Raw genomic sequence first — 26,425 nt, 5'->3', positions numbered from 1 at the left:
TCCATAAAAGAAGAAGTAAACCAAAGATTGCGAGAGAGTCTTGAAAAGTGGGTCATTCGGGAACTTCAAAAATTCGTTACTGATTTTACAGACCAATTTGTGTTCTCGATAGACTGTTATTATACAAAATGAGAAAAAACAAAAGTCATTGAATGAGTGGATAACGTAGTAGAACCATATGGCGGACGCTTATTCAATGGGTTTTCAATAGGGACGCATAGTAACTGAACATGTCCAACAAGTGAGCAACGCCATTCTATGCCCAATCCCAATCCCCCGGATTGAGCGCCTTGAAAGGAGCATCGTACGAATGAATCGTCCAATTTAACCTCCCTATTTTTAAAGGAAAGACTTTTAAAAATGGGGGATAAATAATGAAATTGAATAAGAATTTTACGCTTTTAGTTACAGGGGAGTCCATTGCCAATATCGGTGATGTTTTGTATATGGTCAGTTTGATCAGTATGGTGTTTGCACTTACGGGATCAGCTGGTGCTGCATCCGTTGTACCCTTCACCATTACATCATCCATGTTCGTCTCGAGTTTGTTGACACCGCTTCTAATCGGAAGGGTGAACTTGAAATGGCTACTGGCAGGTTCTCAAATTGGGAAGACGGTTTTACTAGTAGTACTCGGCGCAGTAGTGGCAATGCTCACAGTCGAGAATTACTTTTACGTGTTTTTTGTAGTGGCTGGAATAGCTTTTCTGGATGGAGTTGCAACGCCTATCCGCCAAACGTTGACACCGCATTACGTGGAGCCTGATGATCTATTGAGAGCGAATGGTATAGCTCAAACGATTACTCAGATGATTCAAATGGGAATGTGGTTCGTGGGCAGTTTGTTCTTACTGATCGTCACTGCGCAGCAGCTTATATGGATCACTGGGGGGTTATTCGCTGCGGCCAGTATTATTCTATGTTTTCTCCAATCGGTATCCAAGCCGATACACGGATCTGAAAGAAAACTGGAACAGATTCAAGAAGGATGGAATACGCTCTGGAAGGTTCCGGTATTGCGGAGGATTGCCGTGATGGATGTATTGGAAACGATTGCAGGTACCGTCTGGATTGCAGCAATTCTCCTAGTCTTCGTCACAGACGCATTGCACGCAGGCGAAAAATGGTGGGGGTTCATCAACGGGGCATTCTTTGCAGGACTGATTGCCGGTAGTCTCTATTGTGTCAAGTACGCTTCGCAAGTTGAAAAGAGGTTAGGAACACATATACTGTTAGGAGCTGTCATGAGCTGTGTGGTAACGTTTCTTTTCGGATTCAGCAAGTTGCCAGTGCTGGCACTTCTGCTTTCGTTTGCAGTCGGACTATTTGGGCAGATGAAGTCGATTCCGCAGGAGACCGTTATCCAGACGAGCGTGCCAAAAGAGAAAATGTCGACGGTTTACACCTCTCTCGGTGCCCTTTCAACAGGGATATTCGGAATCTCTTCGCTCGGCATGGGGGTTCTTGCCGATTGGCTTGGCATCCGGTCCGTGTTTCTGGTTTCCGGACTGCTGCTCGCTGCGGTCAGTCTCATCGTAATCCGCAGCAGGAGAATTTTTGTGAAAAATATCGTATAAGGGTTTGTCTGTGCGCCACTCATTGAGGAAGCAATTAAAAATTGCTTCCTATTTGTCTGGCGTAAACAACTCCAGTTCTACCTAAAACTTACTAGAAATCAGCACCGATCTTTAAAGCCACCAGCCTTTTAATTCATGAAAGTTGAAATGCTTTCCAATTTGACACTCCTTATATTTAAAGAATGCATTGTTAGAGGCATACTGTGAGTTATTAAAGTTGTGTATGAACAAAGCGTGGTATCATTTAAACTAGCTAAACAATGTGAACAACTGCTCAGTGTGTTGAAAACACAATCTGAGTAGAAAATGCATCGTCATCCAGATTTAGAGTGGACAACTCTCTAAGCAAAGCTCGATGCGAATCCTGAAAAACTTTGGACACTGAGGAAAAGGAGAGACGAATATGGACGTAAAGATACTAAAAGAGAAGTTAGCTGGGATTGAAGAGAGTTATCGGGAAACATTCCAGACAATTAGTGAGCATTTATTTCACCATCCGGAACTTAGCGGGGAGGAGTATGATTCTGCTAAGTATTTAGCTCAAGTCATGGAGTCTTTCGACTTTACCGTCCGATTTCCTTATCGGGATCATAAAGAATTGGAAACCGCTTTTATTGCAGAGTTTGGAACAGGAGATGGTCCGACGATTGCTTTTTTAGCAGAATATGATGCATTGCCTGGGTATAATACATCTTCTGGAAAGGGACATGCGTGTGGACATAATTGGATTGCTTCGACAATGTGTGGAAGTGCAATCGTGTTGTCAAAATTACAAGAACACTTTGACGGAAAAATTCTCTTAATCGGAACACCCGCTGAAGAAACGTATGGCGGGAAAATCAATATGTTGAAAGAAGGAGCGTTTGAGGGCGTTGACATTGTTTTTCAAGCGCACCTAGCAAATGAGACAGTCATTGACTCCGCGGCGTTAGCGATGACGGATTATGAATTCGAATTTATCGGGAAGGCAGCACATGCTGCATCGTATCCTGAAAACGGCATTAACGCATTGGATGCTGTGCAGTTGACCTTCATGGGGATTAACGCACTGCGCCAACATGTAAGGCAGGACGTTCGAATCCATGGCATCGTAAAAGAAGGTGGCATGGCAACGAACATAACTCCGGATAGAGGAATTTGTCATATCACGGTACGTTCTCAGGATCGAGAGTATTTAAAGCATGTAAGTTCGCGTGTAATTGAGTGTGGTAGAGGTGCGGGTATCATGACAGGTGCCGAATTTACCTATCGCCAACTAGGGAACTCTTTTGATGACTTAATAAATGTACCGTCTTTAATGGAACTGACGAAAAAGAATTTTGTGGATGTTGGAATTACACATTTCACTTCACAAAAGGATGCACCGACACCGGGTTCAACAGATATTGGAAATGTCAGCTACATTTGTCCGACATTGTATGTTGAAGTCGATTTAGAAGCAGATAATCCATTATTTGTTCATGAAGAAGAGGCGTTGCGTTATGTGAATTCCCACTATGCGTATGTAAAAATGTCCCAAGTGATTCGGGCATTTACTGCGAGCGCACTCGAATTGTATTTAGATCCTGTACGTTTAGAAGCCATAAAGAGAGAACATAAGCAAATACGAGAAAAGAAAATAGAAAACGGCCTATAAAGAAAGTTTCCATGTATGTTGTTAAAACGCTTTTGAAAATCATCGCAAATTTGGATAAGAAATAAGATCTCTCCCTTCTTATAATTATGAGGAGGGAGGGGATCATTATTAAACAACTATCAGAAGATCCATATCACCTCTGTTCATCTTATAGTGTGTAAGAAATCTAGTTCCTGAACAGTATGTCAAATGTAAGCTGATTATAGCACATTGTGGATAAGTGATTTTCTTTGAGATGAAAAGAAATATTATGAAAGCAACGTCCTTCCCCTAATGAATAATTCGGATTGGTTACATGAGAAATTCACCATAGATGAATATTTAAAGTCATATATGAACAAACCATGGTATCATTTGAACTATCAAAAAAGTGCCGTTTAAGGAGGAACAATTATGACCAATCCAACTGAACACATGGCAAAGAAAGAGTTGCCAGTTGAACAATGTGAAGAACTGCTTAGTACGTTGAAAACACGATTCGAGGACAATATGCACCGTCATCCAGATTTAAAGTGGACAAACATCCAAGCGAAGCTCGATGCGAATCCTGAAAAAATCTGGTCACTGAACGAAATGGAGAGAACAGGTGGTGAGCCTGATGTCGTCGGATATGACGAAGAGACGGATGTTTATAGTTTCTACGATTGTTCCGCAGAAAGCCCTTCAGGTCGCAGGAGTGTTTGCTACGACCCTGAAGCTCTCGAATCCCGCAAGAAAAACAAGCCAGCTCACAGCGCTATGGGGATGGCAGCGGAAATGGGTATCGAGCTGCTGGATGAAGAACAGTATCGCTCTTTACAGCAACTCGAAAACTTCGATAAGAAAACGTCCAGCTGGATTAAGACACCTCAATCGATAAGAGGGCTCGGTGGCGGTCTGTTTTGTGATTTCCGCTATGCAACCGTTTTCGTTTACCATAATGGGGTTGAATCTTATTATGCAGCTAGAGGATTCCGTGGTCTGTTGAAAATTTAAAAAAATGGAAACGTGATTCAGGTATGAATGGTTTCACAGGCGGTGCGCTTGCATTGGTTCCGTCGGTTTCAAGAGCATCTGATGCAATCAGTAAAACAGGGTTGCGAAATGTACGGTTTACATTAGCCGTGGAATTCATTTCTCACCACAATCTTGTCTCTACTATTACGATTAATGTAGCTGTAAAACCAGGGACATTCTTTGATTCGGTTGCAACTGCGTAATCAATTTGGAACCTTTATGAAAAGGAGTTATCCATGAAAATTTGTTCAAGCATGAAGAATGGATAGTAAGAAATTGCATAAGAGCTAAGGTTATAAGTGAAAAAGCAATTCCCTCGGATGAGATATTCCGAGGGAATTGCTTTTGTGTTTGAAATACGCAAATAGATTCCTTACGAACTGATATAATGGACTTACTTAGAACCTGAAACGGTATACGCGGATAAACCAGAAAAAGAGGAGTCCATATGAAAATCACAATTGATAACGAAGTCTTCCATTACAATGTGCAATATGGAAAAGGGAAGAAACTTTCCTTACAGATCGATTCATTCGGTTTCATCACCGTGAAAGCACCGAATGGCACAACGGAACACGCCATCCAGCAGGAACTGCACAAGTGGGGAGATTGGATTGCAGAGAGGATGAAGGAAAGGGAGTCCCAAAAGATAGATCCACTCGCCAGGCAATACGTACCCAATGGGACATTCCGTTACCTAGGAGAAGAACGCCTGCTGCAGGAACTCATTGAAACGCAGGGGCTTAGTGAAGACCAACTCCGACACAATTTGAAGAAGTTCTACTTCACCCAATGCAAAACCCTTATCGAAACACGCATCAAACGGTATCAGAAAGAACTGAAAGTCTCGGCAAAAGAGATTGAAATCATCGAGTCGTTCGGTAAATGGGGAAGTTGCAACTCGAACAAGAAACTCGCATTCAACTATCGGCTTGTCATGGCACCCGTCGATGTCATCGATTACGTCATCGTTCACGAACTGTGCCACATCACGCACATGAACCATGATCGATCATTTTGGCGGCGTGTCGGAAGCATCATGCCGGACTATAAGGAAAAGGAAGACTACCTCGCGAGCCACCAGCACAGGATGACGCTGTGATTAGGAAATAGCGGTTCCTGTTTCAATGGGAAATTAGAATACGTTCAATGGAACTGTTTGCGCTATTATGTGATTGACCATTGAAGTCAACAATGAAAAAACAGTCTATCGCCCTTCTGTAATGATTGGCACAGGTAGAATCCGCAACCGACTTTACACGTAAAGGAGATCATCCATGGAAACTGAAATTCTCACCATTTTCAATGAGCAGCAAAAACCGATTGGCACAGCAACACGTGAAGAGACTCATCGTCTTGGCCATTGGCACGAAACGTTCCATTGTTGGTTTGTTGCGAAAGAAAATGGAAAAGACATGCTTTACTTGCAACTGCGCAGTCCTATGAAGAAAGACTATCCAAACTTACTGGACATCACTGCAGCGGGGCATTTACTCGCAACTGAAAGTGTTGAGGACGGTGTGAGAGAAATTCAAGAAGAAACGGGAATCGCGGTCGCGTTTGAAGACTTGCATCTGCTAGGTGTCATTCCCTATAGCATGAAAAAGCCTGACATGATGGACAATGAGCTGGCTCATGTGTTTGTTTATCATACAGAACACAACTTAAGTGATTTTCACGTGCAGCCGGAGGAAGTCGCGGGCATGTATAAGGTGGCGTTCGAAGACTTCGCAAAATTGTGGAGGGGCCATCTGGATTCAATTCCAAGCCAGGGTTTCGTACTGACCGAGAATGGGGAACGTCAGCTTGTGCACCAACGCTTAAGCACAATCGATTTTGTCCCACATCCGATGGACTACTATGAAGGTGTGATTCGGGGAATAGAAGCTATTCTGTAAGGAAAGTAGCCCGACTTCATCCCAAATACAACTTATTAAGAAAAACGGAAACCCTATGTTTCAGGAAAACGAAAAAGCAGCTGCAAGAGCTGCTTTGACCAGTGTTCGCTTTCAGAGATGAATTGAATTTCAGTTCAGCACATCGCATTGGAATTTTAAAATGGAATTCATCCCATATTTTTAACGTTCACTCGCGCTGACTTCTGCAAAGAGATCCAACGTATCCTTCTTCTGTGCATGGTCAGGATGGCTGACATCCTCAAGCGGTGCCCCCATGACGATTGTGACGTACTCACGGTTTCCAGATGTACCGAGCGTAGCCCAACACTGGCCGGCTTCGTATGTCGTTCCGGATTTTCCGCCGAGAATTTCAAAGCCGTCCTGTTCCGCTGCATTCAAGGAGGAGAGAACCGTTGATTTCAACGTGATGCCTTGCGGATGGTTCGCGGTCGGTGTTGTCTGGAATGTGCCTTTCGTGAAGATGGCTTTGAAATTTTGATTATCCAAAGCGTAATCCAGCAGTTTGGCCATATCCGAAGCCGTCGTATATTGTTTTGCGTCATGCAGGCCTTCCGGATTTGTAAAGCGGGTATGGGCCATTCCAAGCTCTGTCGCTTTGTCGTTCATGAGCTGCACAAATTGTTGCGTACTCCCAGCCACATGGATCGCGAGAGAGTTAGAGGCCTCTCCGCCGGAAGGTAACATCGTTCCATATAGCAAATCCCGGTAAGTGACCGCCTCCCGACCATAGAACCCCGCCATTGAAGCGTTTAGTGACACCATTTCTTGATAAGTTGCGGTATCGACGGGAGCACTCGCAGAGAGATCCTTGATATGCTCAAGCGCAACAAGTGTGGTCATCATTTTCGTCAGCGATGCAGGATACGCTTTCTGGTCTGCATTTTTCTCATACACCGCTTTTCCAGTAGAGCGATCCACCATGAGGATATACTGACTCGCATAGTCATCGGTCTGAAGAACGCCTGGTATCTCTTTCATGACCAGACCATTCCAACCAGTCACTTTCATGGCAATGACCAAAACGACAGCAAAAAGCAGCATTCCCCGTACTAACGTCCACAACTTCTTCATGTTGCATCTACCTTCCATTTCTCTAGTTCCGGATTTTTATATTCCTGTTAAGTATAAGGGAGAACCATGAAGGAGAACATAGGGGAATTCTGAAGTTTTTCTGAAGATGATTGGAGAGTACTCCACAAACTTCCGAACAAATTTTAAAATCCATGAAGTGAATGAACTGTCTACTGGTACATGAAAATTGGTATAATAGAGGTAAGAACAAATGAGAGGTGTTATTTTATGAATGAAAATTCACGAATAGAACGCCAAAGGCAAGTGGAGTTTGCAGTTGAAATGGCCGCAATTGACGGTGAAAACCAAGTGTATTTACAAAGAATCTCTTAAAGCAATATGAAGAGGAGCAGGTATCATCCAGTCAATCGAAGCAAGCGATGGTTGAAAATATACAAGGGCTGAACAGTAATAAATGTACGGTAACCAGAGAATGGCTGGAATTATATTTTTAGGGGGCTTACTGAACTAGTGGAAACAAGTGAAGTTAGCTAAAATGGTTCAAAATTGTTCAAGTGGCTAGTTGAAACTGAGAGGAACAGAAAATTCATGTGAAGAAGGGGAAGTTGACTATGAAAAACGTAACACCATTTTTAATGTTTCAAGGCGGTATTGCTGAAGAAGCTATGAAATACTACACATCACTTATCGAGGAATCGGAAATTAAAAGCATTACTCGATACGGGGCTGAAGGACCCGGTAAAGAAGGGACAGTTGTACAAGCTGTATTTTCGTTAAAGGGGCAGGAGTTCATGTGTATCGACAGCCACGTCGACCATGAGTTTACGTTTACCCCATCTTTTTCTATCTATCTTACGTGTGATACAGAAGAGGAAATTGATCGCCTCTATGAGAAAATGTTGCAAAACGGCACAGCACTTATGCCGATCGATAACTATGGGTTCAGCAAAAAATTCGGATGGCTGAATGACCAATTCGGCATATCCTGGCAGTTGAACTTACCAGAGTAATTTGGTTGCAACCGGACTGTAAGATCATTCAAATCGGCAACTTATTTGGAATGAAGATTGACGTTCGTTTATATTCATTGGGGTCATGCATCATGGTCAAGTATCAGAATTATACACGGAGTGTCGCCAGTGTCTATCCTTGTTATTTTACGAAGACTGAGAAAAAAGGATGCACGAAAACAGGATTCGATGAAATCGATCGTGGATTGAAGGTGTAGACTGCGTTTAGCGAGTGGGAGACATAAAAGAACGAACTATACGAGAAACTTGCTATTTAGATAGGCTGTTGGATGAGCTTGCAAATGGTAAATTGATGTAGAAGATTTTGTGAATATAAAAATAGAATCGAAGAAACACTATTTCCAAATATAGCTTTATATGTAAGTAATTATTAAATAGTCGGGCCATTTAGTTGAATTGAAAATTTTTGAATTGATAATTGTCAGTGGTAAAACAATAAAAGCTAGAAAGGAGAAAAGTGGATGATTAATAAAATCGGTCAAATTATGCTTTATGTAACTAATCAAGAAAAGGCAGTTGATTTCTGGACAAAAAAGGTAGGCTTCAGTATCGTTGCAGAAGAAAATGGACAAGGTATGAGATGGATCGAAATTGCTCCATCAAAAGAGTCGGAGACAAGTATCATTTTACATGATAAAGAAGTGATTGCTAAGATGTCTCCTGAATTAAATTTGGGTACCCCGTCATTAATGTTCACAACTGAAAACCTCGATGAACTGTATACCAATTTGGAAAACCAAAGTGTTCTTGTAGGGGAGATTATGGAAATGCCCACTGGTCGAGTGTTTAACTTTGCTGACAGTGAACAAAATTACTTTGCAGTAATGGAAAAAAGTAAATAACATTCTCTTTCACCACACGGGCACGTTTGTGGTAGACGGACCGTGTTGGTAACCTGGCCAAGTGAAAAAGATAATAAGCTTGATTCCATGCTGAAATTGCAAGGAATCAAGCTTATTTCACTTTGGTTATTTCATCAATATCAATGAAATATAATCAAGGGGAGCATTCATCCTAGCCGAGAGCGTTATAAAATAGAGCATTGCAATTAACACTCTTAACTCCTAAAGTGACAGCTGGTTTCTTCATGCCCTACAAGTTTGCAATCCGCTCAGCGGGACTCAAACGGTTGGACAGGCATTGTGTTCAGATCCTGTTCAGGTTCCTCGGCTATAGCAGGTTTCTTGGACCAAATTGTCGCAAGTATCGGTCCCGAAATATTATGCCAGATCGCCCCCCATACGCTTGGAAGTGCAGCGAGCGGACCGAAATGCGCGGTTGCGAGTGCGACTCCGAGACCTGAGTTCTGCATGCCGACTTCAATAGAGATGGCTCTGCGATCATTCTCGTTCAATCCAAGCATTACGGCCGTCAAATAGCCAAGCAGCAATCCGAAGCCGTTATGTAGGAATACTGCAGCGAATACGACGAAACCGGAAGAGATGACATTGCCTGCATTGGCAGACGTGACCGCAGACACGATGATGAGGATAGCGAGCACCGAAATGAGCGGTACAACTGTGACGCTCTTCTCGACGGCCTTCGGGAAAAATCGTCTGATCAAAAGACCAAGGACAATCGGTACAATGATTACTTGGACAATCGACTTGAACATCGACACCGGGTCCACCGGAAGCCACTGACCTGCAAGCCATAACAGCAAAACAGGCGTTACGATCGGTGCGAGCAGTGTGGAAAGGGAAGTCATCGCAACCGACAGCGCCAAATTCCCTTTCGCCAAATAGACCATCACGTTCGAAGCCGTACCACCCGGAACACATCCTAGGAGTACCAAACCAGCAGCCAATTCTGGCGGAAGCTTCAGTACATAAGCAATCGCGAACGCAACAAGAGGCATAATCACAAACTGAGCAGCGACGCCCACGATCACCGGCAACGGTTTCGTAGCGATAATCTTAAAATCCACCGCCTTCAATGTCAGTCCCATGCCAAACATGACAACTCCGAGCAAAATGGTGATGTATGCACCTAATCCTAGAAAAGGTGTTGGAAATAGAAAGGCCATAAGCGCTGCGATGATGACCCACACAGCAAAATACTTCCCTGCAAACGAACTGATCGACTCCAATGCTTTCATCCTCATATACCCCCTTGATAGTCTCTGGACGTTGCTCGGAGCATCACCTGGAATAGAGAAATGACTTACTTGCAACAATCCGTACTTTTTTTGTAATGAATGACTCAACAACTCGAAACGATGTAAACATATGAAATCAAAACGATAGAGTCAATTATACACAATTATCTGAATGATACAATATATATTTCATATTGCTGTTTTTTATTTAGAACCGAGGCGGTGAGGGGGAAGTGTAGGTGGATGGGATGAAAAAGAAGCAATCTCTATCTCTTTTATTAATTGAGAAAAACCTCGTACTATGACGATTTTGTAAATTTTCGATCGAACTCTACATAGCTGGCAACAGACATGGTACCTTCATGATAGCGAAGTCAAAATCCAAGCAATCCAACCAACGACTATCAAAAGGAGGCTCCCATGAAGCCAGCAAAATCGAAACGAAGTATGAAAACATTAGTGGACATCCTATTCGTCTCCACTCGTCTAGGATTGACATCGTTCGGTGGGCCCACTGCACATTTGGGCTACTTCCATGAAGAATACGTCCGCAGAAAAAAGTGGATGGACGAAAAAAGCTATGCAGACCTCGTCGCATTGGCTCAATTCTTACCCGGCCCTGCAAGCAGTCAAGTCGGAATCGGAATTGGCGTCATGCGGGCAGGCGTCATCGGAGGCATCATCTCATTTCTCGGGTTCACACTCCCGTCAGTGATTGCACTCATCCTGTTTGCAGGACTGCTTGCAACAACGGATTTCGGGAACTCGGGATGGATCCACGGACTCAAACTGGTTGCAGTGGCGGTCGTTGCCCATGCCATCCTCGGAATGGCCAAAAACCTGACCCCTGACGCAACAAGGAAGACCATCGCACTCTTTGCACTCATCGGTACAGTGCTATGGCAATCAACCTGGACGCAAGTCGGTATCATCCTTCTCGCAGCACTCATAGGATTCTTGCTGTTCAAGAAACACGAAGACACTGAACAAGCAAAATCGGCCTTTCCAATCACCAAAACCGTGTCTGCAATCTGTCTTCTGTTGTTTACGGGCTTGCTCGTTCTGCTGCCCATTCTCCGGGAATTCACAGGATCCGTCTGGGTCGCCATGATCGACAGTTTCTATCGATCCGGCTCACTCGTATTCGGCGGCGGCCATGTCGTCCTGCCCTTACTCGAACAGGAATTTGTTCCAACTGGATGGATTAGCGAAGAATCCTTCCTAGCGGGATACGGAGCAACCCAGGCCGTACCGGGTCCGCTCTTCACATTTGCCGCCTACATAGGAACGGTCATGAAAGGATGGCAAGGCGGCCTCGTCGCAACCTTCGCTGTGTTCCTGCCAGCATTCCTGCTCATTCTAGGAGCACTCCCATTTTGGGATCAAGTGCGAAACAACCCTAAAGTCAAAGGAGCCATCATGGGTGTCAATGCAGCCGTAATCGGCATTCTGATCGCGGCACTCTACACCCCGATCTGGACCAGTTCAATCCTACAACCTACCGATTTCGCCCTCGCTGCAGTATTATTCACGATGCTGGCATATTGGAAACTGCCACCGTGGATGGTTGTCGTGGCGGGAGCTGTTGGGGGGATGGGGTTGTCGTTTTTGTGAATTGAAAAAGGCTGCTTCAACTGTCTGTGGGAAGACAGTTGGAGCAAGCCTTTTTTGTTTGGTAAAGAGAATATATAGTTAAACTTTCTAGTTGTGTAAAGTAGCGAACGTAGTGACTGTTCCTATACGGCTGGTTTCTTTTACTTTAGAATGTCCTATCTATTTCTTAGTACTTTGCTCATTATTTGATGTCGGGAAGCTTTGCTTGAAAATAATCCTACCACTTTTGTAATTTGTTGAATATTTACAGATTGCGTCATAGAAGAGAGAATAAGCAAGTTCTAAACAATCCCATTTCAGTTATCTGATTCCGATAAATTTGATGATATTACAAACGTTTGTATGGTTGCTATACTCTCATTCGCACCAGACTTCATAAGAAAAGCGGTCTTGTTATAGATTGTATCTGCCTTTACAGACAGTTTCATAATATGTTCAAGAAGATTATGGATAATTCACTGAACATCAGTCATCTTGTACCTCAACTAGATAAATACCTTTCGCAAACCCACCGCGCTGTTCAGCTTTTCTTGCTCTTAACTTCTCAAGCTCTGCAGGACTTACACCGTGTAAAGACGAAGCTGCGTGTATTAATTCCAGCAAGTCAGCCAGCTCTTCCAATCGATTGTCTGTATGTATCGCTTCCTCGTACTCCGTCAGTTCTTCATGCATTTTCTTTTGAACTTCCAAGATATATTCTTGTTCAGAAAGAATACGTGTTATTGGTGTTTTACCATCCATCTTGATAATTTCGGGAATTCGGTCTCGAACTAATTTGTTGTAGACTGGCACAATGCACCTCTTCCTGGAATTTACCGTTATTTTATCATAAATCTTCGAAGGAAATTTATAATGTTATACATTTCATAAAAACTTTTTTACTCTTTATTAGGATATTTAATAGGTTCTATGAGCTAGTGAGTAAGATGTGGTAAAATGTACTACATGAGATATTTACAAACCTTTCTGAAAAAAGGGTGTTAGTATAAAAAACTTGAATGGGGATGGAAACAATGGCACTGGTTAAAACAATGAAGAAAGTAGTTCGTAACACTAAATTACATAGTGAAGTAGAGGCGACTTATAGTTTACTAACCAGTAAGGGTGTTAACTACATTCAAATCAATACATACGGATCAAGCGACAGAAAAATTAAGGGGATTGCGAGTCAAACCATTCAGCTTAGCGAAGAGGTTGTAAACGAATTACAAATGATTTTCAAAAACGAGTTAATGTAAGTTCTTTTATTGTTAATGTGCGATTGTGGATTGGTTACTCTTACTATTGCCCTTTAAAAATAGCAATTATTATTGAAGTATCTGAACAAGCTGGAATCCAGGGCTTTTTCAGATTTTAACTCTTTACAGAATAGCCTTGAGAACCACCCTAAATAGAGAGAAGAGGTGTCGTGCATGAACCCTCCTGTACACGTAGTTGCTGCTGTAATACACAATCAACAAGGCGGAATACTTTGTGCTCGTCGCTCCGAAACGATGGCGCTTCCTGGTTATTGGGAGTTCCCCGGAGGAAAGGTTGAGCTTGATGAAACGTCTGCAATTGCGCTGGTACGAGAAATCAGAGAAGAGCTTCGTTGTGAGATAGTAGTAGGACCTTTCATTGAAGACACTACCTATCACTATAAAGCATTCACAATCCGTTTAGAAACGTATTTTGCTACAGTACAGGGCGGAACAATGACGGCACTTGAACATAGTGAGCTCAAGTGGGTACCTTGGCAAGATCTTCGTTCACTGCAATGGGCACCAGCCGATATACCAGCTGTTGAAAGGGTGATGGAACTATGCAAGAAGGAATTTATGAACAATTAATAAATGGAAAAGTAAAGTCAGAGCTGTTGGGACTTTCTCCTGAGTTGTTCGCTGTAGAGACTGAAAAAATAGATGAAGCCGAAGCACGATCATTGTTATCCAGCTACATCTCGTCCATTACCCGCATTGCGCTGTCTCATATTAGAGAGGGGAATGATAAAGACGAGGCTTTGTTAAGACAGATTCAACTTTGCAATGAAATGATCGATGTGCTTCAACAGAAACTGAACGATAATGATTTTGCGAAGTTAAAGATAGAAGAACATGCAGAGATACTCACGTCTGTCTATACAACTATGAATACTGCACGTTCCCTTAAAAGGAATAAGGTACAGCGTCCCATAACACCTTTAACTCAAAGCTCATTGTTTACAGGCTCTCACGCGGAACCGAACATGTTAGAAGAACTAAAAAAGGAAATTGTCACATCCGATGAAATTGAATGGTTGGTTTCTTTTATTAAGTGGTCAGGACTGCGCATTATAATTGAAGAGCTTCGAAGTTTTACAGAAAAGGGTGGTCGGCTAAAAATAATTACCACTTCCTATATGGAAGCGACTGACTATAAAGCATTGCAAGAGTTAAGCAAGCTACAGAATACAGAAGTTCGTGTATCCCTAGACAAGGAAAGAACACGCTTGCATGCGAAAGCTTATTTGTTTAAACGAAAAACAGGTTTCAGTACAGCTTACATAGGGTCATCGAATCTTTCAAATCCTGCTTTGACTTCTGGTCTTGAGTGGAATTTGAAAGTGACTGAGAAGGATTCATTCGACATTATTCGGAAGTTTGAAGCCACATTTGAAAGCTATTGGAATGATGAAGAATTCAAAAGTTTGTTGCCTGAGGAAAAAGAAAATTGGATGCTCGTGCAGCAGTCATTATCAAAAGAACGAGTCGCTGAATCAAAAGAACACTATTTCTTAGACATTCATCCGTATCATTACCAACAGGAGATTCTAAATGAACTTGAAGTTGAACGTACCATTCATGGACATATGAAGAACTTAGTAGTGGCGGCGACTGGTGTGGGGAAAACTGTAATATCCGCATTTGACTTCAAACGTTTTCTTCAACAGAAACCTACTGCTAAATTATTGTTCATTGCACATCGTGAAGAAATCCTACGACAAAGCGTGTATACTTTTAAAGCTGTTCTGAAGGATGCTAACTTCGGGGAAATGTTTGTAGGTAAACATGAACCTTCTTCTTTTGATCACTTATTTATGAGTATTCAAAGTTGGAATAGTCGTAAGATGTTTGAAAAGACGACCTCTGATTTTTATGATTTCGTCATCGTGGACGAGTTCCATCATGCAACTGCTCCGAGTTATCGTGCGCTACTAAGCTATTATCAGCCAACAATATTGTTAGGTCTTACTGCGACGCCTGAGCGGATGGATAACGAGAATGTTCTAGGATACTTTGATGATCGAGTTGCCTCGGAAATGAGATTGACAGAAGCGATTGACCGAAAATTACTGAGTCCGTTTCACTATTTTTGTATAACAGACAATGTCGATCTTTCAGCTATTAAATGGTCACGGAAAGGGTATGATCTGAATGCGCTCTCCACCATTTACACTTCAAATGATCGTCGGAGTGACCTCGTGATCCGAAGTGTACAAAAATACGTTACGTCTTTACAAGAAGTAAAAGGATTAGGATTTTGTGTTTCAGTAGAGCATGCAAAATACATGGCTGCCTATTTCAATAAGAAACAGATTCCTTCGATTGCGTTACATGGGTCTTCATCGGCCGAAGAACGAAGTACAGCAAAATGGAAGTTAGAAAGTGGAGAAGTCCTCTTTATTTTTGTTGTTGACCTATATAATGAAGGGATTGACATACCAGCCGTAAATACTGTCTTATTTCTACGTCCGACAGAAAGCCTCACAGTGTTTTTGCAGCAGCTAGGCCGTGGTTTACGATTAGCTGATCACAAAGAGTGTCTAACCGTCTTGGATTTCGTAGGACAAGCTCATGCCGATTATCCATTTGAAGAAAAGTTCAGGGCGTTGATAGGTAGGACTAAGCATTCGGTTCGTCATTATATTGAGAATGGTTTTTTTCATTTACCTAAGGGATCTGTTATTCAAATGGAGAAGCAAGCAAAAGAATATATACTACGGAACGTTAAAGAAGTTAGAAATACAAAACAGAGCCTCATAACAAAAATTAAATACTTTGAAGAGGATACGGGAGAAGAACTAACTTTCTCTAATTTCTTAAACTATCACCATTTAACACTTGCTGAGTTCTATGGAAAAGGAAAGAATCAAACGTTTGGAAGATTGAAAGTGGAGGCAGGAGTGGCAGAGGACTTCGAGGGTGCATATGAAGAATTAGTCGCTAAGCGGATCCATACTCTATTTCATTTGGATTCCATCGATTTAATTACGTATCTTCAAACATACTTAGTAGACGGTGTTATGAGAAATGAAGAAGAGCATTCAATGATTGGTATGTTGTATTACTCCTTCTTTAGTGGACCACCAGAAAATCTTGGCTTCGTCACCATGCATGATGGAATCCAGCAAATTGTAGCAACTAAAGCGTTGAAATTGGAAATCCAACAAGTTTTAGAGGTATGTCTTGGAAATATTAAAACGGTTGAACGACCATCACCGTTCGAGTTTGACTCTCCTTTACGCGTACATGCGCAGTACACTTCTGATCAAGTTCTAGCAGCTTTAGGTTACTTTAATGAAAACGTCAAACCGGCGTTTCGTGAGGGTGTCAAATACTTTGAAGAAAAGCAGACTGATGTATTTTTCATTACGCTCAACAAATCCGACAAGGATTTCTCACCGTCTACGCAGTATGAAGACTATGCCATTAGTGATCAACTATTCCATTGGCAGTCTCAAAACAAAACTTCGGATACAAGTCCAACAGGTAAACGGTATATTGATCAACGACACAACGGGAACACCATTGCATTGTTCGTTAGAGAATATAGACAGAAGGATGGATACACGGCTCCCTTTACGTTCTTCGGGATTGCAGATTATGTAAGCCATGAAGGGAACCGACCGATTAGTTTTGTATGGCGTTTGCATGAGAAGATGCCTGCTCGAATGATTGCTAAGAATCTGAGTGTTCTTTGACTACTCTAAACCAAGTCGTAATCGGTCCTATACACACTTTATCCATAGTGAACACCTCTAACTTTTGTTCAAAAGGGAATGGTGTCATTGTTCATGGTTTTAGGTGCAAAGACAACGAATACACACCTAAAACCGTCTATAGGTCGCTTTACCAACAAGTGAGATCATGGTTCACGGATAACGAGAAATCGTCCACTGACACGGAATACTCCTGATAGATATTCGCAAACAATGCTTCAGTCATCAGCTGCCGCAGGACGCCCTTGAAGTATCCTGGTAAATTGCGGATGGTTTTCGTTTTCTGTGCCATGACAGCGATGCGTGTAGCCCGTTGAGCCAGCTCATCAAATAAGGGGCCTTTCTCTTGATGGATTTCGAACTTCAGCATTTTTCTCGATAAGACTCGATAGATGCCGAAAAAATTACGTGCTTTTGCTGTATCCCCGCTAATGGATAATAAGGATTTCATCTTCCCGAATAAGGTTGTGGATAACTTTTCTGCCGCAGGCTGAGACGTCTTTATAAGATCTTTAAGATTTTTAGATTTATAGAGAGAAGGTTCGTTTTCAAAATGTGTGGTTGAATCCTTACTCTCATCAGCTTCTATGCTACGTGGTCCCCTGTCCAATTTCCCCTGGTCATCTACGGGCAAAATGACGTAAATGTTAGCACCGAGACCACTCATCACAGGACGTACGTAGTGAATTCGCTCGATGATTTGAAGTTTCTCGAGTTTGCGTAGTGAACGGCGTACCGTCGAGTTGGAAACAGCCAATTTCTTTGCGATCGTTTCATGTTTCAAATGTGCGGCCAAATATTTCACTGAATAACACCGGATCATCTCAAGTACCGCACGATCGGTTTTGTTGAGCGAGTTACAGTGGATGTCCAGGTGTGTTCTTGCAGCGGCGTCCATTTCTTCTTTACTGTTGAATTTTGCGTAGCGTGATAAGTAGTGTGTCATCGTTAAAGCCCCCTTTTACTCTATAGATAGAGTGGAGAGGGCAAAAGGTGGACAGGCGGAATGGATTTTTGAGAATCGAAAAGATTCCAAAGGTGATTTTTTCGAGTGAATCGATGTTCCTCGACTAGTATTTTGAATCGTACTGAACGTATTTGAGAATTCGATTCTTATTTGTAACTTCCGGGGAACCCTTACGTCTCATTCAAAAAGGGGAGTTATGATGAAAAGGTTCTCTTTCTTATGGTTAGCGGTTGCCCTTGTATCAGTTGGGTGTACGAACAATTCCACATCTCCAAAAGATGCACCTTTCTACGAAACCGGTACTATTCCTCAAACAATGTCAGAAAAAATGCCGGACGACTTTGGATTTTCTGTTTCCTATGGAATTGAAAAGAAAAATGAAATCAACTCATTCACGAATACAGTGACCAAGGATTTGATAGAAGATGGAACAATCACGGCAGCGATTGCTCTAACAGAAGAGGAAAAGGCTGAGATTTACGATAAGATGAAAGAAGCGGATATTAGAGGAACTAAAAACTATATACCCAACCCTATAAACGGAACCACTTGTGAGCAAACACCTTTCGAAGAGGATCAATGGGAAATCACTATGAACGGTGAAACGATAACTCATGCCGTATCAGGTGCGTATTGTGAACCGACCGAAGATGCAAAGCAATTATTTGCGTTACGGAATTTCGTAGTAAGTAAAATGAGGAGTAAGGAAGAATATATGAAGCTTCCCTATGCTAGAGGCGGGTACGATTAACGTGTTTTTGCGCATCTTATGAAGGTGGAGAATAGTTCGGGGATTCTGTACAATCAGGAATGGGTTGGAATTCCATGGAATTTGTGATCGATTGCGTAGGCGAGTGAAATAGGTGAAATGACGCGTTTTTATAGAGAAGCTCAGAGGGATAGTAATGGCTGTAAAAGATAATGATTTGAATTATTTGCTATTTCGGCGAAGACCTGTTATATTTAAAGAGTATTATCTTTGTTCTTTTCAGCATAGAGAAAATATTTGATTTTCGTCTAAGGTATTTGAGCAAGTATAGTAACAATTATGTGGATATCCACATTAGGAGGCAATAACTATGGAACAAGGTACAGTAAAATGGTTTAATGCAGAAAAAGGTTTCGGTTTCATCGAACGCGAAGCAGGAGACGATGTATTCGTACATTTCTCAGCAATTCAAAGTGACGGTTTCAAATCTTTAGACGAAGGTCAAAGTGTAACATTTGAAATTGAAGAAGGACAACGTGGCCTACAAGCTACAAACGTTCAAAAAGCTTAATAATTGCTAGAAAAAGACCCTACATGTAGGGTCTTTTTTGCGTTTATGATGTAATTTTAGTTGTCGTCCTGTATGGCAAGTGTCAGATTCTTTGCATCGCTGACCTTGTAGAACTCAAAGATGAATCTGTATACGCAGCTAGTTGAGCTTCATCTATGGCGGAATCAGTTGTTTTGCTGCGAATGGCCTCGCACTCATGCAGTGGACGTTGATGATGAAGACACGTTACCGAAAACCGTTCGTAAAAGTGCATACGAATTAGCGGACGTTTAAAAAGTATTTTTTTATTTACGAACGCTAATAGTTCTCCTGCATTTTCTTTTGAAGTTAATGGGGGATATTGGAGCTCACGCTATAATCTTTGCGTTCAGCAGTGAATGTTCATTCCGAAATAGAGAATACTACTTAGGCTTGTAAAAATATAAATGGACTATATTAGAACTTTAATTAGTTTCACACAGATGAAAGGTATGGTTTGAAGAATGACAAAGAAACTGAACTATTTAATTTCACTTTTAACAATCGTCTTTATGGTCGGTTGTACCAACTCAGAAGATGCATCCGTTTCAGATGTAGAAACAGATACACGAAAAGTCACGACTGTTGAACCGAATAAAAATAGTGAAAAAGAAGAACCTGTCGTTGCGGTTGTTGAAGAACAGGAAGCAGAAGAGCCCGTAGTGGAGGAACCGGAAGTAGAAGAAAAACCAACTCAACCAAAGAAAGAACGGTTCTCCGGATACAAACTAATTGAAGTTGATGGGGGGGATCTATCTGGATATCGTGAACCCAATATCGTGGTTGACATTGGGTACGGGGACCGTGAATATTGGGGATTTACTAATGAAAACGGGCAACTAGTACGTGTAATAGCTGACGAAATCATTCTGCAAGATGACAGTAACGAACCTGTTTTATCGTCTGGCAGATACTATGCGGATGAGGCAAAGGTTCCGGGCGTTGAAAGTGACATTTTAGATGAGGGACATGTAATTGCCGACTCTCTCGGAGGGGTATCGAACGCTTATAATATTACCCCCCAAGACAGTACGCTCAACCGACATGGTGATCAAGCGTATATGGAAAACGAGATCCGAAGAGCAGGTGGAGCTACTCAATTTGAAGCGATTATCACCTATCCGAATACGGAAACGCAAATTCCTTCGAGTTATCAATATACCTATACAATAAAGGGAAATGTCATTACGGATTCATTTGAAAATGTGAATCCAGATGAAATGAACGAATCTCTTGGACTAACCGGAAGTAATGAGTCCGAGTCTAAATTAGAAAGTCCCTCAACAAGCGAAGGTGAGCTTTCTAGTGTTGATATTAATGGCAATGGAATCGTCACCATAGCAGAAGCGAAAGCAGCCGGTTTCAGTATGCCCATTACTAGGGAGCACTGGTTGTACCAATATATGCAAGATCGTGATAATGACGGTATGGTAGGTGAATAAGAGACCGACCGATATTAAGAATGAGCTAATTAGTTTTGTGATGAAACTATTAGTTGAGTAAGATCGTACTTTGAATAATACTACTTGCGCTACTGGCGGATCAAAGAAAAAAATCCACCCACATTTAACGCAGTATTAAAAAGTGGGGATTTCACGATTATTGAATTGTTGGAAATTAATTATTAAATATATTTACTTTACTGAATATGAGTTTCCATTAGGAGGGCTTTCTATGTACTATGAATATAAAGAGAAAGAAAAGAAAAATAGTTTTTTCGTTTCAATTAGGGATAAAGGTGAAAATTCATTACTCGAAGTGGAAAGAAAAGGTGAGAATGTAAACCTAACTACGTATGTTCGTAATGACAAAACAACCCATATTACGATACCAGCTGATTTATTTGAAAGAATGGCTAAACGTATGAGTCAAAATTAGGTTGAATGCGTCAATAAGGCACGTTTGTGAAGGAACAAAAAGGTCTGATTCCCCAATTTCAATGCTGGGGAATCAGACCTTTTTATATTTACATATCGTGCAAAGGAGCACTTGAAAAGAGGGCAAAATAACTCTGAAAGAGATATCCGTTTTCCCGAAAAGTGTTTTCTCATGTAGTACATTTGAAAGGAAAATGATATTGGATTATTCAGAACCGGGTGTTAGAATGGGAATAAGGAAAAATCTATCAATTAGCGTTTTATTCAACACACTACTTGAACTAAACATTCGGCAGCCATATGGGTGAAAGAAATTGAGGGATATATAGTGACAATAAGAAGTTTGTGGGTAGCGGTGCTCATTTTCAGCATCCTGGAACTTTTCGCGATACCTGTGTTGTTGGTAGGCGCGGATCAACTTTATCAGACGATAGATGGGGTATTGATCATTGCGTTCATTATTTATCCGCTGTTCTATCTATTTTCTCTATTGCTGTTGAAAAGAGGTAACCGAAAAGTTGGTGCAGTCATTTTACTTATTCCGCTGCTCTTATACCTCCCTGTTCTGATGGTACTCCAAGAACTGATTCGCTAATATGGAGATGCTATGAACTGGTTTACACTCAGAACATACTGGAGATGACCTTATATAGGGAATCCCACCATAGGGTTCGGTGCTTCTGTCAAAGAAGGAGGATACCATGAATAGATCTGTACTACTCTCTATCACTCTCATTGCCATCCTATTGGTAATAGGCGGTTGTAATACAGGGATCGAAAAAGTGGATGAAGTCAGTATCCATGAAATGGAGAGCTTCTCAGAAGTGAAGGAGGATACGCTCGTTACCTTTACAGATGAGAATGAGATTAAGAAATTTAAGAAGGCCATCAGTGGCGCTAAGAAACAGCCAGGAGTCGTGGATATGGCAGACCCTCATTACAAAGTGGAATTGGGAGGGAAATCATTTTTTCTTTGGTTGAGCCAAGATCATGGAACCATTATGAAAGTCGAAAATACGAATACGATTTATTCGCTAAAAAAGAAATCGGTGAGTGATATGAATGAGTTGTTAAACTAGCGAGATTCAAGAAGTTACAGTTTGTCGGTAGTTGAAGATCACATTTCAATCGGAAATGTTTTTATGAAAATGTACTCAACGCGGAACTGATTAGTTACAGGATAGGAGTGTTCATATGAATGATTTCGAGTTGATAGCGAAATATAAAAGTTTTTTACATCACTATACACTCGAACAATTGCGCTACATCCCGGAGCCAGGGGTGTGGTCCATGGGTCAACTGTATGATCATTTAATTGTGGTGGCTCATGAGTATTTGGATAGTGTTGAGGCTTGTGCGAAAGTTGAGGGTGAGCAAGAGCAGGGGAAGACAGAGTTCGGAGAGCGCTTATTTAACAATGGCGGATTTCCGCCGATTAAGATCAAATTACCACCGGAACTTGACGCTCCGCCGGACAATGAGAAACTAACAGAGGATATTGTGCGCGAGCTCGATCGGCTATCGGAAAGAATGAAACAAATAGGAATGAAAGCGGATGAAATAAACCCTAATAAAAAAGTTGAACATGGAGGGTTTGGATGGCTGAACGCACAGGAGTGGCTTGCGCTTGTAGGCATGCATTTCCGTCATCATCTGCGCCAAAAAGAAGAACTGGACCAAAAACTAAAAATCCGGAGATCAATCGAATAATGGTCTGCAGATTTAGTTATGTGGTGTGCAAAAAACAGTCTATTTGCAGAACGGAAAGTCGAGTACAAGTCAAATGAAGAGGAGAACAGTGAATGACGACAGCAATCACTACTGAAAAATTCACAAGTCATGCAAATACATACTTACTCTATATCTTATTAGGATTAACAGCGGGCATTATCACTAGGCTATCAGACTTTTTCGAAGATGATAGCTTGTGGAGTTTCAGTTCAATTGCTACCTTATTCGGTTTTTGGATAGTTACAGTGACGCTGGTTATTTACTTCAGTCATTCAAATCGTAATGCTGCAATGAACGTCCTATTGTATTTGTTAAGCATGAACCTAAGCTTTTATTTGTTGAAGTACATATTGGGTTTCTATGTGCCCCGGTTCTCTAATGATGATTTTCAATGGAACCTGTTCATGTTGTACAATGTGTTCGCCTTTGTGTGCAGTGCCATAAGTTTTGTGCTGTACAACTGGAACAAGAAAAACAAATGGAGCAGCTTTTTATATGCTTTGCCCATCAGTGGATTGGCAGCTGAAACGATTGGCGTCGGCATCTATCTCAATGAGCATCAAACGTTTTTGTTCCAGTTTGTTTTTAACGTTATTGGTCTGTTGGTGTTAGGTGGAGTATTTTACAGACACGCGAAAAACAGGGGGATCTATGCAGTCACCCTCCTCATAGTGACAGCGATAGGATATTTCGGCTTCTACCATCCATTTCTCTAAATATCTTGCTGAGGTTAGGGGATTTGAATTTCTACTATGGGGATTTGCTAGTAGAGACAAAGTTGATTTTCCTTTCATTAAGAAGCAGGGGAAATCATAAAAAATTTCAAATGGGAGAATAGGCAGGTGAATTAGAAGTGTTGACTATGGTAAAAGAACGATATCCACTCTTATCAATTTTTCTATTCACAACGTTACTCAGTATCTTTTTAGTAGTGGCCATTTGGAAAAACCGCTCTACTGTCCCTAGAGGTTTAAGCGTACTGCTCACTTGTATTTGTACAATATTAATAATTTCATCGTTGCTCGCAATGCTATTTACCGTTTCTTTTGGCTACAACTCTTGAATGGAAAACATTTAGTAAATACGCGCCATACTAGGACAAAGAATCTGCAGCATTTCTTCCTTTTTATTCTCATGTAAAAGCATGGTGCTCATATCGATTGTTTTGAAAAAGTACCATAAATGAAGAAATGCAGAGGTGTATGAATATGGACAAAAGACTTACGAAAAGTTCAAAGGATAAGCTACTTTCTGGGGTTTGTGGTGGTATTGCAGAATACTTTGGCCTATCTTCTCTCGGGGTCAGAATTCTGTTTTTATTCGTTCCTGTTGGTATATTTGCGTATTTTGTACTTGCTTTTGCTATGCCTTTTGATGAGTTACCCTTATGAACGTTCTTTTAGGTTTTACGCATTGGGGTGCAAGTATGTAACCTTGTAAAAGGGTGACGTTTGTTATCAGCTCCTCAATCTGTTACGAAAACCAGGCGCATCCTTCAACGAGATTAAAAGGGAATCTTTCGAGCGGTATTCGAGTGTATTTCATCAATAAGACTCTGAACTGGATTTATCATCTAAACGACGAGCAGAATTGTGATAGTTTAGCTTCGGATAATAATGATATTCGATTTCTATAAGAGATGCATAACAATTGGATATTGGATGATGATCGGAAAGTGTTCAACGAGACTTTTATCAATAAGGATAAATAACTGAGATTGCACCTTGTACGAGGCGCGGTCTTTTTGTGTTTCGTGTTTATTTCATTATTGGTATAATAGGATAACTCATTTTTTCTGCAATTCAGTTATGCACGGGAAATACTTTACGGAGTGAAAGGAGACTACCTATGGGATTCCGATTTCAAAAACGCATCAAGATTGCACCAGGGGTTCGGGTGAATATTAGTAAGAGTGGGTTTAGTACATCGATTGGTCCGCGTGGTGCGTCAGTCACGGTAGGAAAACGAGGTGTGCGGGCGAATGTCGGGATTCCAGGAACGGGCATCTCTTACTCGGAACAATTGACATCCAGCCGATCCAAACGTCCGCGGCGTTCTTCCTCACAAACTGCTTTAGCGGCTAAACCGGCTTATTCTGCTGAAGCTAAAGAGGTGGCGGCTTACAATAGTTACGTGGATATGCTGCTTTCCACTCATTTGGAGACGGTTCAGCCTGTAAATTGGAATGCCATTCTTCAAGAAGACTTGGAACAGCTCGCGGCAAATGGACCTCATGCAGAAGAAGCACGCCGCAAGTTGGGGGCGTTCCAACCGAATTGGTTTGACCGTTTGTTCCGCAGAGAGGAAACGAGGCGCAGGGAACTGGGAGAGGAACTGAGCAAAGCGATTGTGCAGGACAAAATCCTGTTGACTGAAAAGCAGGCGCTGTCCGATCAGGCTTCCCAGGTGCTGGCGGGGGACGAATCTGCATGGCAGGAAGTATTGCAGGAGTATCATGCGTTTGCTGCTATCGAGCAATTCGGACATAAGGTGCATGTGAAATTGTGCAACGGCGAACTGACGGTATTTGTAGACATCGGAGAGGAGGAGGCCATTCCAGAAGAAGTGCTGTCACTGACGGCGAAAGGCAACCTTTCCCGAAAAAAGATGGGAAAGACCAACTACTTTGCTCTCTATCAGGATTACGTATGCAGTTGCATCCTTGGCGCAGCACGGAATGTATTCGCTATCCTGCCGGCTGAGCACGTGCTTATCCATGCCTATGACAGAAGCCAGGCGGATGAACCCCCCGTGAGAGGTTGTATTGCGTCCGTGCGAATCCGAAGGAACGAGCTGTCAGGGATGCTCTTTGAATTGCAGGCCCCTTCAAGAACTGTAGAAACGTTTGAACATCACATGAATCATTTGAAGACGAAGGGCTTCCGCCTCGTCGAGGAATTAACGTGAAGAACGGAACATTCATTTTTTGAGCGTATGAACAACTACTAGACAAGACAGGAAGGTGCAGGATGACGAAGCATAGGATCTACACGACAAGTTTCTCAAGTGTCTATCCCCTTTATGTTGCGAAGGCGGAGAGAAAAGGACGTACGAAAGTGGAAGTCGACGAAATTATTCGCTGGCTGACCGGTTATCCGCAAGAAGAGTTGGAAGCCCAATTGGAAAAGCAGACCGATTTTGAAACGTTCTTTTCGGAAGCTCCTTATATGAACGCAGAACGTAAACAGATTAAAGGAGTGATTTGTGGAATCCGGGTGGAAGATATTGAAGAACCGACGATGCAGGAAATCCGCTATTTGGATAAGCTGATCGATGAATTAGCAAGAGGTAAAGCGATGGAGAAGATTTTGAGAAGGGCTTGATTGAAATTCCACTCTCTTGCTCGCGATGTACAGGATTCAGGTAATCTCTCGGTTGGGGTAATCACAGAATCAGGGAGTTTTTTATCGTCCTTATTATTTTACTGGATTATGCTGTGCTTGAGCGGGTAGGATTATCGCTTGATCACATGTGGAAATGCAGCAATATCCCTTCGTAAAACTTATGGACACACCCGGTTTTATCAGGATAAATTGCTCCCCAAAATATTGTATACAAAAACTTGTTAAATAGGATTAGTTTTTTGAAAAACGGGTAAATTCCGATTTAGATGCTTGTACATTTTTACTGATCTTGATAGGGAATCAGCTATGGAATAAGCTTCGAATTTATGAACTGGCGGTACTCGTTTG

At 41.8% G+C, this 26,425-nt stretch carries 31 protein-coding genes; 27 read left to right on the top strand and 4 right to left on the bottom strand.

The annotated features are described in order from the left end of the window. Nucleotides 1–374: 374 nt before the first annotated feature. The 6 genes from ABE021_RS06360 (at nucleotide 375) to ABE021_RS06335 (ending at nucleotide 6,107) form a co-directional block, all read left to right on the top strand. Complete coding sequence (locus ABE021_RS06360) at nucleotides 375–1,577, top strand: MFS transporter (protein ID WP_430287527.1); 1,203 nt, start codon at nucleotides 375–377, stop codon at nucleotides 1,575–1,577. A 403-nt stretch (nucleotides 1,578–1,980) separates the two neighbouring features. After that, on the top strand, nucleotides 1,981–3,213 hold the full coding sequence (locus ABE021_RS06355) for an amidohydrolase (RefSeq protein WP_430287526.1): 1,233 nt from the start codon (nucleotides 1,981–1,983) through the stop codon (nucleotides 3,211–3,213). 414 nt (nucleotides 3,214–3,627) lie between these two features. Next, on the top strand, nucleotides 3,628–4,188 hold the full coding sequence (locus ABE021_RS06350; protein ID WP_430287565.1) for a DUF4256 domain-containing protein: 561 nt from the start codon (nucleotides 3,628–3,630) through the stop codon (nucleotides 4,186–4,188). A 23-nt stretch (nucleotides 4,189–4,211) separates the two neighbouring features. Then, nucleotides 4,212–4,412, top strand: a complete 201-nt coding sequence (locus ABE021_RS06345) for a hypothetical protein (protein WP_430287525.1) — start codon at nucleotides 4,212–4,214, stop codon at nucleotides 4,410–4,412. Between the two features lie 245 nt (nucleotides 4,413–4,657). Next, the gene (locus ABE021_RS06340; protein ID WP_430287524.1) at nucleotides 4,658–5,311 is read left to right on the top strand and encodes a M48 family metallopeptidase; all 654 of its coding nucleotides are present in this window, start codon (nucleotides 4,658–4,660) and stop codon (nucleotides 5,309–5,311) included. A gap of 175 nt (nucleotides 5,312–5,486) precedes the next feature. Continuing rightward, entirely contained in the window at nucleotides 5,487–6,107 is a 621-nt protein-coding gene (locus tag ABE021_RS06335; protein WP_430287523.1) for an NUDIX hydrolase, read from the top strand. 180 nt (nucleotides 6,108–6,287) lie between these two features. On the opposite strand, the gene ABE021_RS06330 is transcribed toward ABE021_RS06335, so the two are convergent. Beyond that, on the bottom strand, nucleotides 6,288–7,199 hold the full coding sequence (locus ABE021_RS06330) for a D-alanyl-D-alanine carboxypeptidase family protein (RefSeq protein WP_430287522.1): 912 nt from the start codon (nucleotides 7,197–7,199) through the stop codon (nucleotides 6,288–6,290). 572 nt (nucleotides 7,200–7,771) lie between these two features. Between ABE021_RS06330 and ABE021_RS06325 the strand changes: the two genes are divergently transcribed. The 4 genes from ABE021_RS06325 (at nucleotide 7,772) to ABE021_RS06310 (ending at nucleotide 9,033) form a co-directional block, all read left to right on the top strand. Next, entirely contained in the window at nucleotides 7,772–8,170 is a 399-nt protein-coding gene (locus ABE021_RS06325) for a VOC family protein (RefSeq protein WP_430287520.1), read from the top strand. Between the two features lie 92 nt (nucleotides 8,171–8,262). Further along, complete coding sequence (locus ABE021_RS06320) at nucleotides 8,263–8,388, top strand: hypothetical protein (protein ID WP_430287519.1); 126 nt, start codon at nucleotides 8,263–8,265, stop codon at nucleotides 8,386–8,388. Nucleotides 8,389–8,402: 14 nt separating this feature from the next. Then, the gene (locus tag ABE021_RS06315; RefSeq protein WP_430287564.1) at nucleotides 8,403–8,489 is read left to right on the top strand and encodes a hypothetical protein; all 87 of its coding nucleotides are present in this window, start codon (nucleotides 8,403–8,405) and stop codon (nucleotides 8,487–8,489) included. 163 nt (nucleotides 8,490–8,652) lie between these two features. Next, nucleotides 8,653–9,033: a VOC family protein gene (locus ABE021_RS06310; RefSeq protein ID WP_430287518.1), complete on the top strand. Its 381-nt coding sequence runs from the start codon at nucleotides 8,653–8,655 to the stop codon at nucleotides 9,031–9,033. Nucleotides 9,034–9,302: 269 nt separating this feature from the next. Here the strand turns inward: ABE021_RS06310 and ABE021_RS06305 are convergent, their stop codons facing one another. Next, complete coding sequence (locus tag ABE021_RS06305) at nucleotides 9,303–10,289, bottom strand: bile acid:sodium symporter family protein (protein ID WP_430287517.1); 987 nt, start codon at nucleotides 10,287–10,289, stop codon at nucleotides 9,303–9,305. A gap of 420 nt (nucleotides 10,290–10,709) precedes the next feature. Between ABE021_RS06305 and ABE021_RS06300 the strand changes: the two genes are divergently transcribed. Further along, nucleotides 10,710–11,903 (top strand): chromate transporter, encoded by a 1,194-nt coding sequence (locus tag ABE021_RS06300; RefSeq protein WP_430287516.1) that lies wholly within the window; start codon nucleotides 10,710–10,712, stop codon nucleotides 11,901–11,903. A 465-nt stretch (nucleotides 11,904–12,368) separates the two neighbouring features. On the opposite strand, the gene ABE021_RS06295 is transcribed toward ABE021_RS06300, so the two are convergent. Continuing rightward, entirely contained in the window at nucleotides 12,369–12,695 is a 327-nt protein-coding gene (locus tag ABE021_RS06295) for a nucleoside triphosphate pyrophosphohydrolase (RefSeq protein ID WP_430287515.1), read from the bottom strand. Between the two features lie 221 nt (nucleotides 12,696–12,916). Between ABE021_RS06295 and ABE021_RS06290 the strand changes: the two genes are divergently transcribed. From ABE021_RS06290 to ABE021_RS06280, 3 genes are all read left to right on the top strand, one after another. Further along, nucleotides 12,917–13,141 carry a hypothetical protein gene (locus tag ABE021_RS06290; protein ID WP_430287514.1) on the top strand — a complete coding sequence of 75 codons (225 nt, stop codon included), beginning with the start codon at nucleotides 12,917–12,919 and terminating at the stop codon, nucleotides 13,139–13,141. Between the two features lie 174 nt (nucleotides 13,142–13,315). Then, complete coding sequence (locus tag ABE021_RS06285; protein ID WP_430287512.1) at nucleotides 13,316–13,732, top strand: (deoxy)nucleoside triphosphate pyrophosphohydrolase; 417 nt, start codon at nucleotides 13,316–13,318, stop codon at nucleotides 13,730–13,732. Next, nucleotides 13,705–16,842 (top strand): DUF3427 domain-containing protein, encoded by a 3,138-nt coding sequence (locus ABE021_RS06280; RefSeq protein ID WP_430287511.1) that lies wholly within the window; start codon nucleotides 13,705–13,707, stop codon nucleotides 16,840–16,842. The genes ABE021_RS06285 and ABE021_RS06280 overlap by 28 nt, the downstream gene beginning before the upstream one ends. Before the next feature lie 148 nt (nucleotides 16,843–16,990). On the opposite strand, the gene ABE021_RS06275 is transcribed toward ABE021_RS06280, so the two are convergent. Beyond that, on the bottom strand, nucleotides 16,991–17,806 hold the full coding sequence (locus ABE021_RS06275; RefSeq protein WP_430287509.1) for a DeoR family transcriptional regulator: 816 nt from the start codon (nucleotides 17,804–17,806) through the stop codon (nucleotides 16,991–16,993). 220 nt (nucleotides 17,807–18,026) lie between these two features. Here ABE021_RS06275 and ABE021_RS06270 point away from each other — a divergent pair, with 220 nt between their 5' ends. The 13 genes from ABE021_RS06270 to ABE021_RS06210 all read left to right on the top strand — a co-directional run bounded on the left by ABE021_RS06270 (nucleotide 18,027) and on the right by ABE021_RS06210 (nucleotide 26,056). Continuing rightward, nucleotides 18,027–18,578, top strand: a complete 552-nt coding sequence (locus ABE021_RS06270) for a hypothetical protein (protein WP_430287508.1) — start codon at nucleotides 18,027–18,029, stop codon at nucleotides 18,576–18,578. Between the two features lie 328 nt (nucleotides 18,579–18,906). Beyond that, the gene (locus ABE021_RS06265; protein WP_191689748.1) at nucleotides 18,907–19,107 is read left to right on the top strand and encodes a cold-shock protein; all 201 of its coding nucleotides are present in this window, start codon (nucleotides 18,907–18,909) and stop codon (nucleotides 19,105–19,107) included. Nucleotides 19,108–19,227: 120 nt separating this feature from the next. Beyond that, nucleotides 19,228–19,380, top strand: a complete 153-nt coding sequence (locus ABE021_RS06260; protein WP_430287507.1) for a hypothetical protein — start codon at nucleotides 19,228–19,230, stop codon at nucleotides 19,378–19,380. Nucleotides 19,381–19,589: 209 nt separating this feature from the next. Further along, complete coding sequence (locus tag ABE021_RS06255) at nucleotides 19,590–20,567, top strand: DNA/RNA non-specific endonuclease (protein WP_430287506.1); 978 nt, start codon at nucleotides 19,590–19,592, stop codon at nucleotides 20,565–20,567. A gap of 232 nt (nucleotides 20,568–20,799) precedes the next feature. Further along, nucleotides 20,800–21,003 carry a hypothetical protein gene (locus ABE021_RS06250; RefSeq protein ID WP_430287504.1) on the top strand — a complete coding sequence of 68 codons (204 nt, stop codon included), beginning with the start codon at nucleotides 20,800–20,802 and terminating at the stop codon, nucleotides 21,001–21,003. A gap of 327 nt (nucleotides 21,004–21,330) precedes the next feature. After that, the gene (locus ABE021_RS06245) at nucleotides 21,331–21,597 is read left to right on the top strand and encodes a hypothetical protein (protein ID WP_430287503.1); all 267 of its coding nucleotides are present in this window, start codon (nucleotides 21,331–21,333) and stop codon (nucleotides 21,595–21,597) included. A 106-nt stretch (nucleotides 21,598–21,703) separates the two neighbouring features. Then, complete coding sequence (locus ABE021_RS06240; protein WP_430287502.1) at nucleotides 21,704–22,081, top strand: hypothetical protein; 378 nt, start codon at nucleotides 21,704–21,706, stop codon at nucleotides 22,079–22,081. A gap of 115 nt (nucleotides 22,082–22,196) precedes the next feature. Continuing rightward, on the top strand, nucleotides 22,197–22,712 hold the full coding sequence (locus ABE021_RS06235; protein ID WP_430287500.1) for a DinB family protein: 516 nt from the start codon (nucleotides 22,197–22,199) through the stop codon (nucleotides 22,710–22,712). Nucleotides 22,713–22,804: 92 nt separating this feature from the next. Beyond that, nucleotides 22,805–23,449, top strand: coding sequence for a hypothetical protein (locus ABE021_RS06230; protein WP_430287498.1), 645 nt, complete (start codon nucleotides 22,805–22,807; stop codon nucleotides 23,447–23,449). Nucleotides 23,450–23,941: 492 nt separating this feature from the next. After that, nucleotides 23,942–24,124, top strand: a complete 183-nt coding sequence (locus tag ABE021_RS06225; RefSeq protein WP_430287497.1) for a PspC domain-containing protein — start codon at nucleotides 23,942–23,944, stop codon at nucleotides 24,122–24,124. Nucleotides 24,125–24,177: 53 nt separating this feature from the next. After that, nucleotides 24,178–24,369 (top strand): DUF3885 domain-containing protein, encoded by a 192-nt coding sequence (locus tag ABE021_RS06220; RefSeq protein ID WP_430287496.1) that lies wholly within the window; start codon nucleotides 24,178–24,180, stop codon nucleotides 24,367–24,369. 212 nt (nucleotides 24,370–24,581) lie between these two features. Beyond that, nucleotides 24,582–25,640, top strand: a complete 1,059-nt coding sequence (locus ABE021_RS06215; protein ID WP_430287495.1) for a DUF4236 domain-containing protein — start codon at nucleotides 24,582–24,584, stop codon at nucleotides 25,638–25,640. 62 nt (nucleotides 25,641–25,702) lie between these two features. Continuing rightward, nucleotides 25,703–26,056 carry a DUF2200 domain-containing protein gene (locus ABE021_RS06210; protein ID WP_430287493.1) on the top strand — a complete coding sequence of 118 codons (354 nt, stop codon included), beginning with the start codon at nucleotides 25,703–25,705 and terminating at the stop codon, nucleotides 26,054–26,056. Nucleotides 26,057–26,425: the final 369 nt, after the last annotated feature.

It is taken from the genome of Sporosarcina gallistercoris, from assembly GCF_050459885.1.
GTDB classification, from domain to species: Bacteria; Bacillota; Bacilli; order Bacillales_A; family Planococcaceae; genus Sporosarcina; species Sporosarcina gallistercoris_A.
This window is presented reverse-complemented; position numbering and strand designations above follow the sequence as displayed.

Excerpts from the sequence above, each read along its gene's own strand:
- ABE021_RS06360 (WP_430287527.1), top strand. The coding sequence starts at position 375 with ATGAAATTGAATAAGAATTTTACGCTTTTAGTTACAGGGGAGTCCATT.
- ABE021_RS06355 (WP_430287526.1), top strand. The coding sequence starts at position 1,981 with ATGGACGTAAAGATACTAAAAGAGAAGTTAGCTGGGATTGAAGAGAGT.
- ABE021_RS06350 (WP_430287565.1), top strand. The coding sequence starts at position 3,628 with ATGGCAAAGAAAGAGTTGCCAGTTGAACAATGTGAAGAACTGCTTAGT.
- ABE021_RS06345 (WP_430287525.1), top strand. The coding sequence starts at position 4,212 with ATGAATGGTTTCACAGGCGGTGCGCTTGCATTGGTTCCGTCGGTTTCA.
- ABE021_RS06340 (WP_430287524.1), top strand. The coding sequence starts at position 4,658 with ATGAAAATCACAATTGATAACGAAGTCTTCCATTACAATGTGCAATAT.
- ABE021_RS06335 (WP_430287523.1), top strand. The coding sequence starts at position 5,487 with ATGGAAACTGAAATTCTCACCATTTTCAATGAGCAGCAAAAACCGATT.
- ABE021_RS06330 (WP_430287522.1), bottom strand. The coding sequence starts at position 7,199 with ATGAAGAAGTTGTGGACGTTAGTACGGGGAATGCTGCTTTTTGCTGTC.
- ABE021_RS06325 (WP_430287520.1), top strand. The coding sequence starts at position 7,772 with ATGAAAAACGTAACACCATTTTTAATGTTTCAAGGCGGTATTGCTGAA.
- ABE021_RS06320 (WP_430287519.1), top strand. The coding sequence starts at position 8,263 with ATGGTCAAGTATCAGAATTATACACGGAGTGTCGCCAGTGTCTATCCT.
- ABE021_RS06310 (WP_430287518.1), top strand. The coding sequence starts at position 8,653 with ATGATTAATAAAATCGGTCAAATTATGCTTTATGTAACTAATCAAGAA.
- ABE021_RS06305 (WP_430287517.1), bottom strand. The coding sequence starts at position 10,289 with ATGAAAGCATTGGAGTCGATCAGTTCGTTTGCAGGGAAGTATTTTGCT.
- ABE021_RS06300 (WP_430287516.1), top strand. The coding sequence starts at position 10,710 with ATGAAGCCAGCAAAATCGAAACGAAGTATGAAAACATTAGTGGACATC.
- ABE021_RS06290 (WP_430287514.1), top strand. The coding sequence starts at position 12,917 with ATGGCACTGGTTAAAACAATGAAGAAAGTAGTTCGTAACACTAAATTA.
- ABE021_RS06285 (WP_430287512.1), top strand. The coding sequence starts at position 13,316 with ATGAACCCTCCTGTACACGTAGTTGCTGCTGTAATACACAATCAACAA.
- ABE021_RS06280 (WP_430287511.1), top strand. The coding sequence starts at position 13,705 with ATGCAAGAAGGAATTTATGAACAATTAATAAATGGAAAAGTAAAGTCA.
- ABE021_RS06275 (WP_430287509.1), bottom strand. The coding sequence starts at position 17,806 with ATGACACACTACTTATCACGCTACGCAAAATTCAACAGTAAAGAAGAA.
- ABE021_RS06270 (WP_430287508.1), top strand. The coding sequence starts at position 18,027 with ATGAAAAGGTTCTCTTTCTTATGGTTAGCGGTTGCCCTTGTATCAGTT.
- ABE021_RS06265 (WP_191689748.1), top strand. The coding sequence starts at position 18,907 with ATGGAACAAGGTACAGTAAAATGGTTTAATGCAGAAAAAGGTTTCGGT.
- ABE021_RS06260 (WP_430287507.1), top strand. The coding sequence starts at position 19,228 with ATGAATCTGTATACGCAGCTAGTTGAGCTTCATCTATGGCGGAATCAG.
- ABE021_RS06255 (WP_430287506.1), top strand. The coding sequence starts at position 19,590 with ATGACAAAGAAACTGAACTATTTAATTTCACTTTTAACAATCGTCTTT.
- ABE021_RS06250 (WP_430287504.1), top strand. The coding sequence starts at position 20,800 with ATGTACTATGAATATAAAGAGAAAGAAAAGAAAAATAGTTTTTTCGTT.
- ABE021_RS06240 (WP_430287502.1), top strand. The coding sequence starts at position 21,704 with ATGAATAGATCTGTACTACTCTCTATCACTCTCATTGCCATCCTATTG.
- ABE021_RS06235 (WP_430287500.1), top strand. The coding sequence starts at position 22,197 with ATGAATGATTTCGAGTTGATAGCGAAATATAAAAGTTTTTTACATCAC.
- ABE021_RS06230 (WP_430287498.1), top strand. The coding sequence starts at position 22,805 with ATGACGACAGCAATCACTACTGAAAAATTCACAAGTCATGCAAATACA.
- ABE021_RS06225 (WP_430287497.1), top strand. The coding sequence starts at position 23,942 with ATGGACAAAAGACTTACGAAAAGTTCAAAGGATAAGCTACTTTCTGGG.
- ABE021_RS06215 (WP_430287495.1), top strand. The coding sequence starts at position 24,582 with ATGGGATTCCGATTTCAAAAACGCATCAAGATTGCACCAGGGGTTCGG.
- ABE021_RS06210 (WP_430287493.1), top strand. The coding sequence starts at position 25,703 with ATGACGAAGCATAGGATCTACACGACAAGTTTCTCAAGTGTCTATCCC.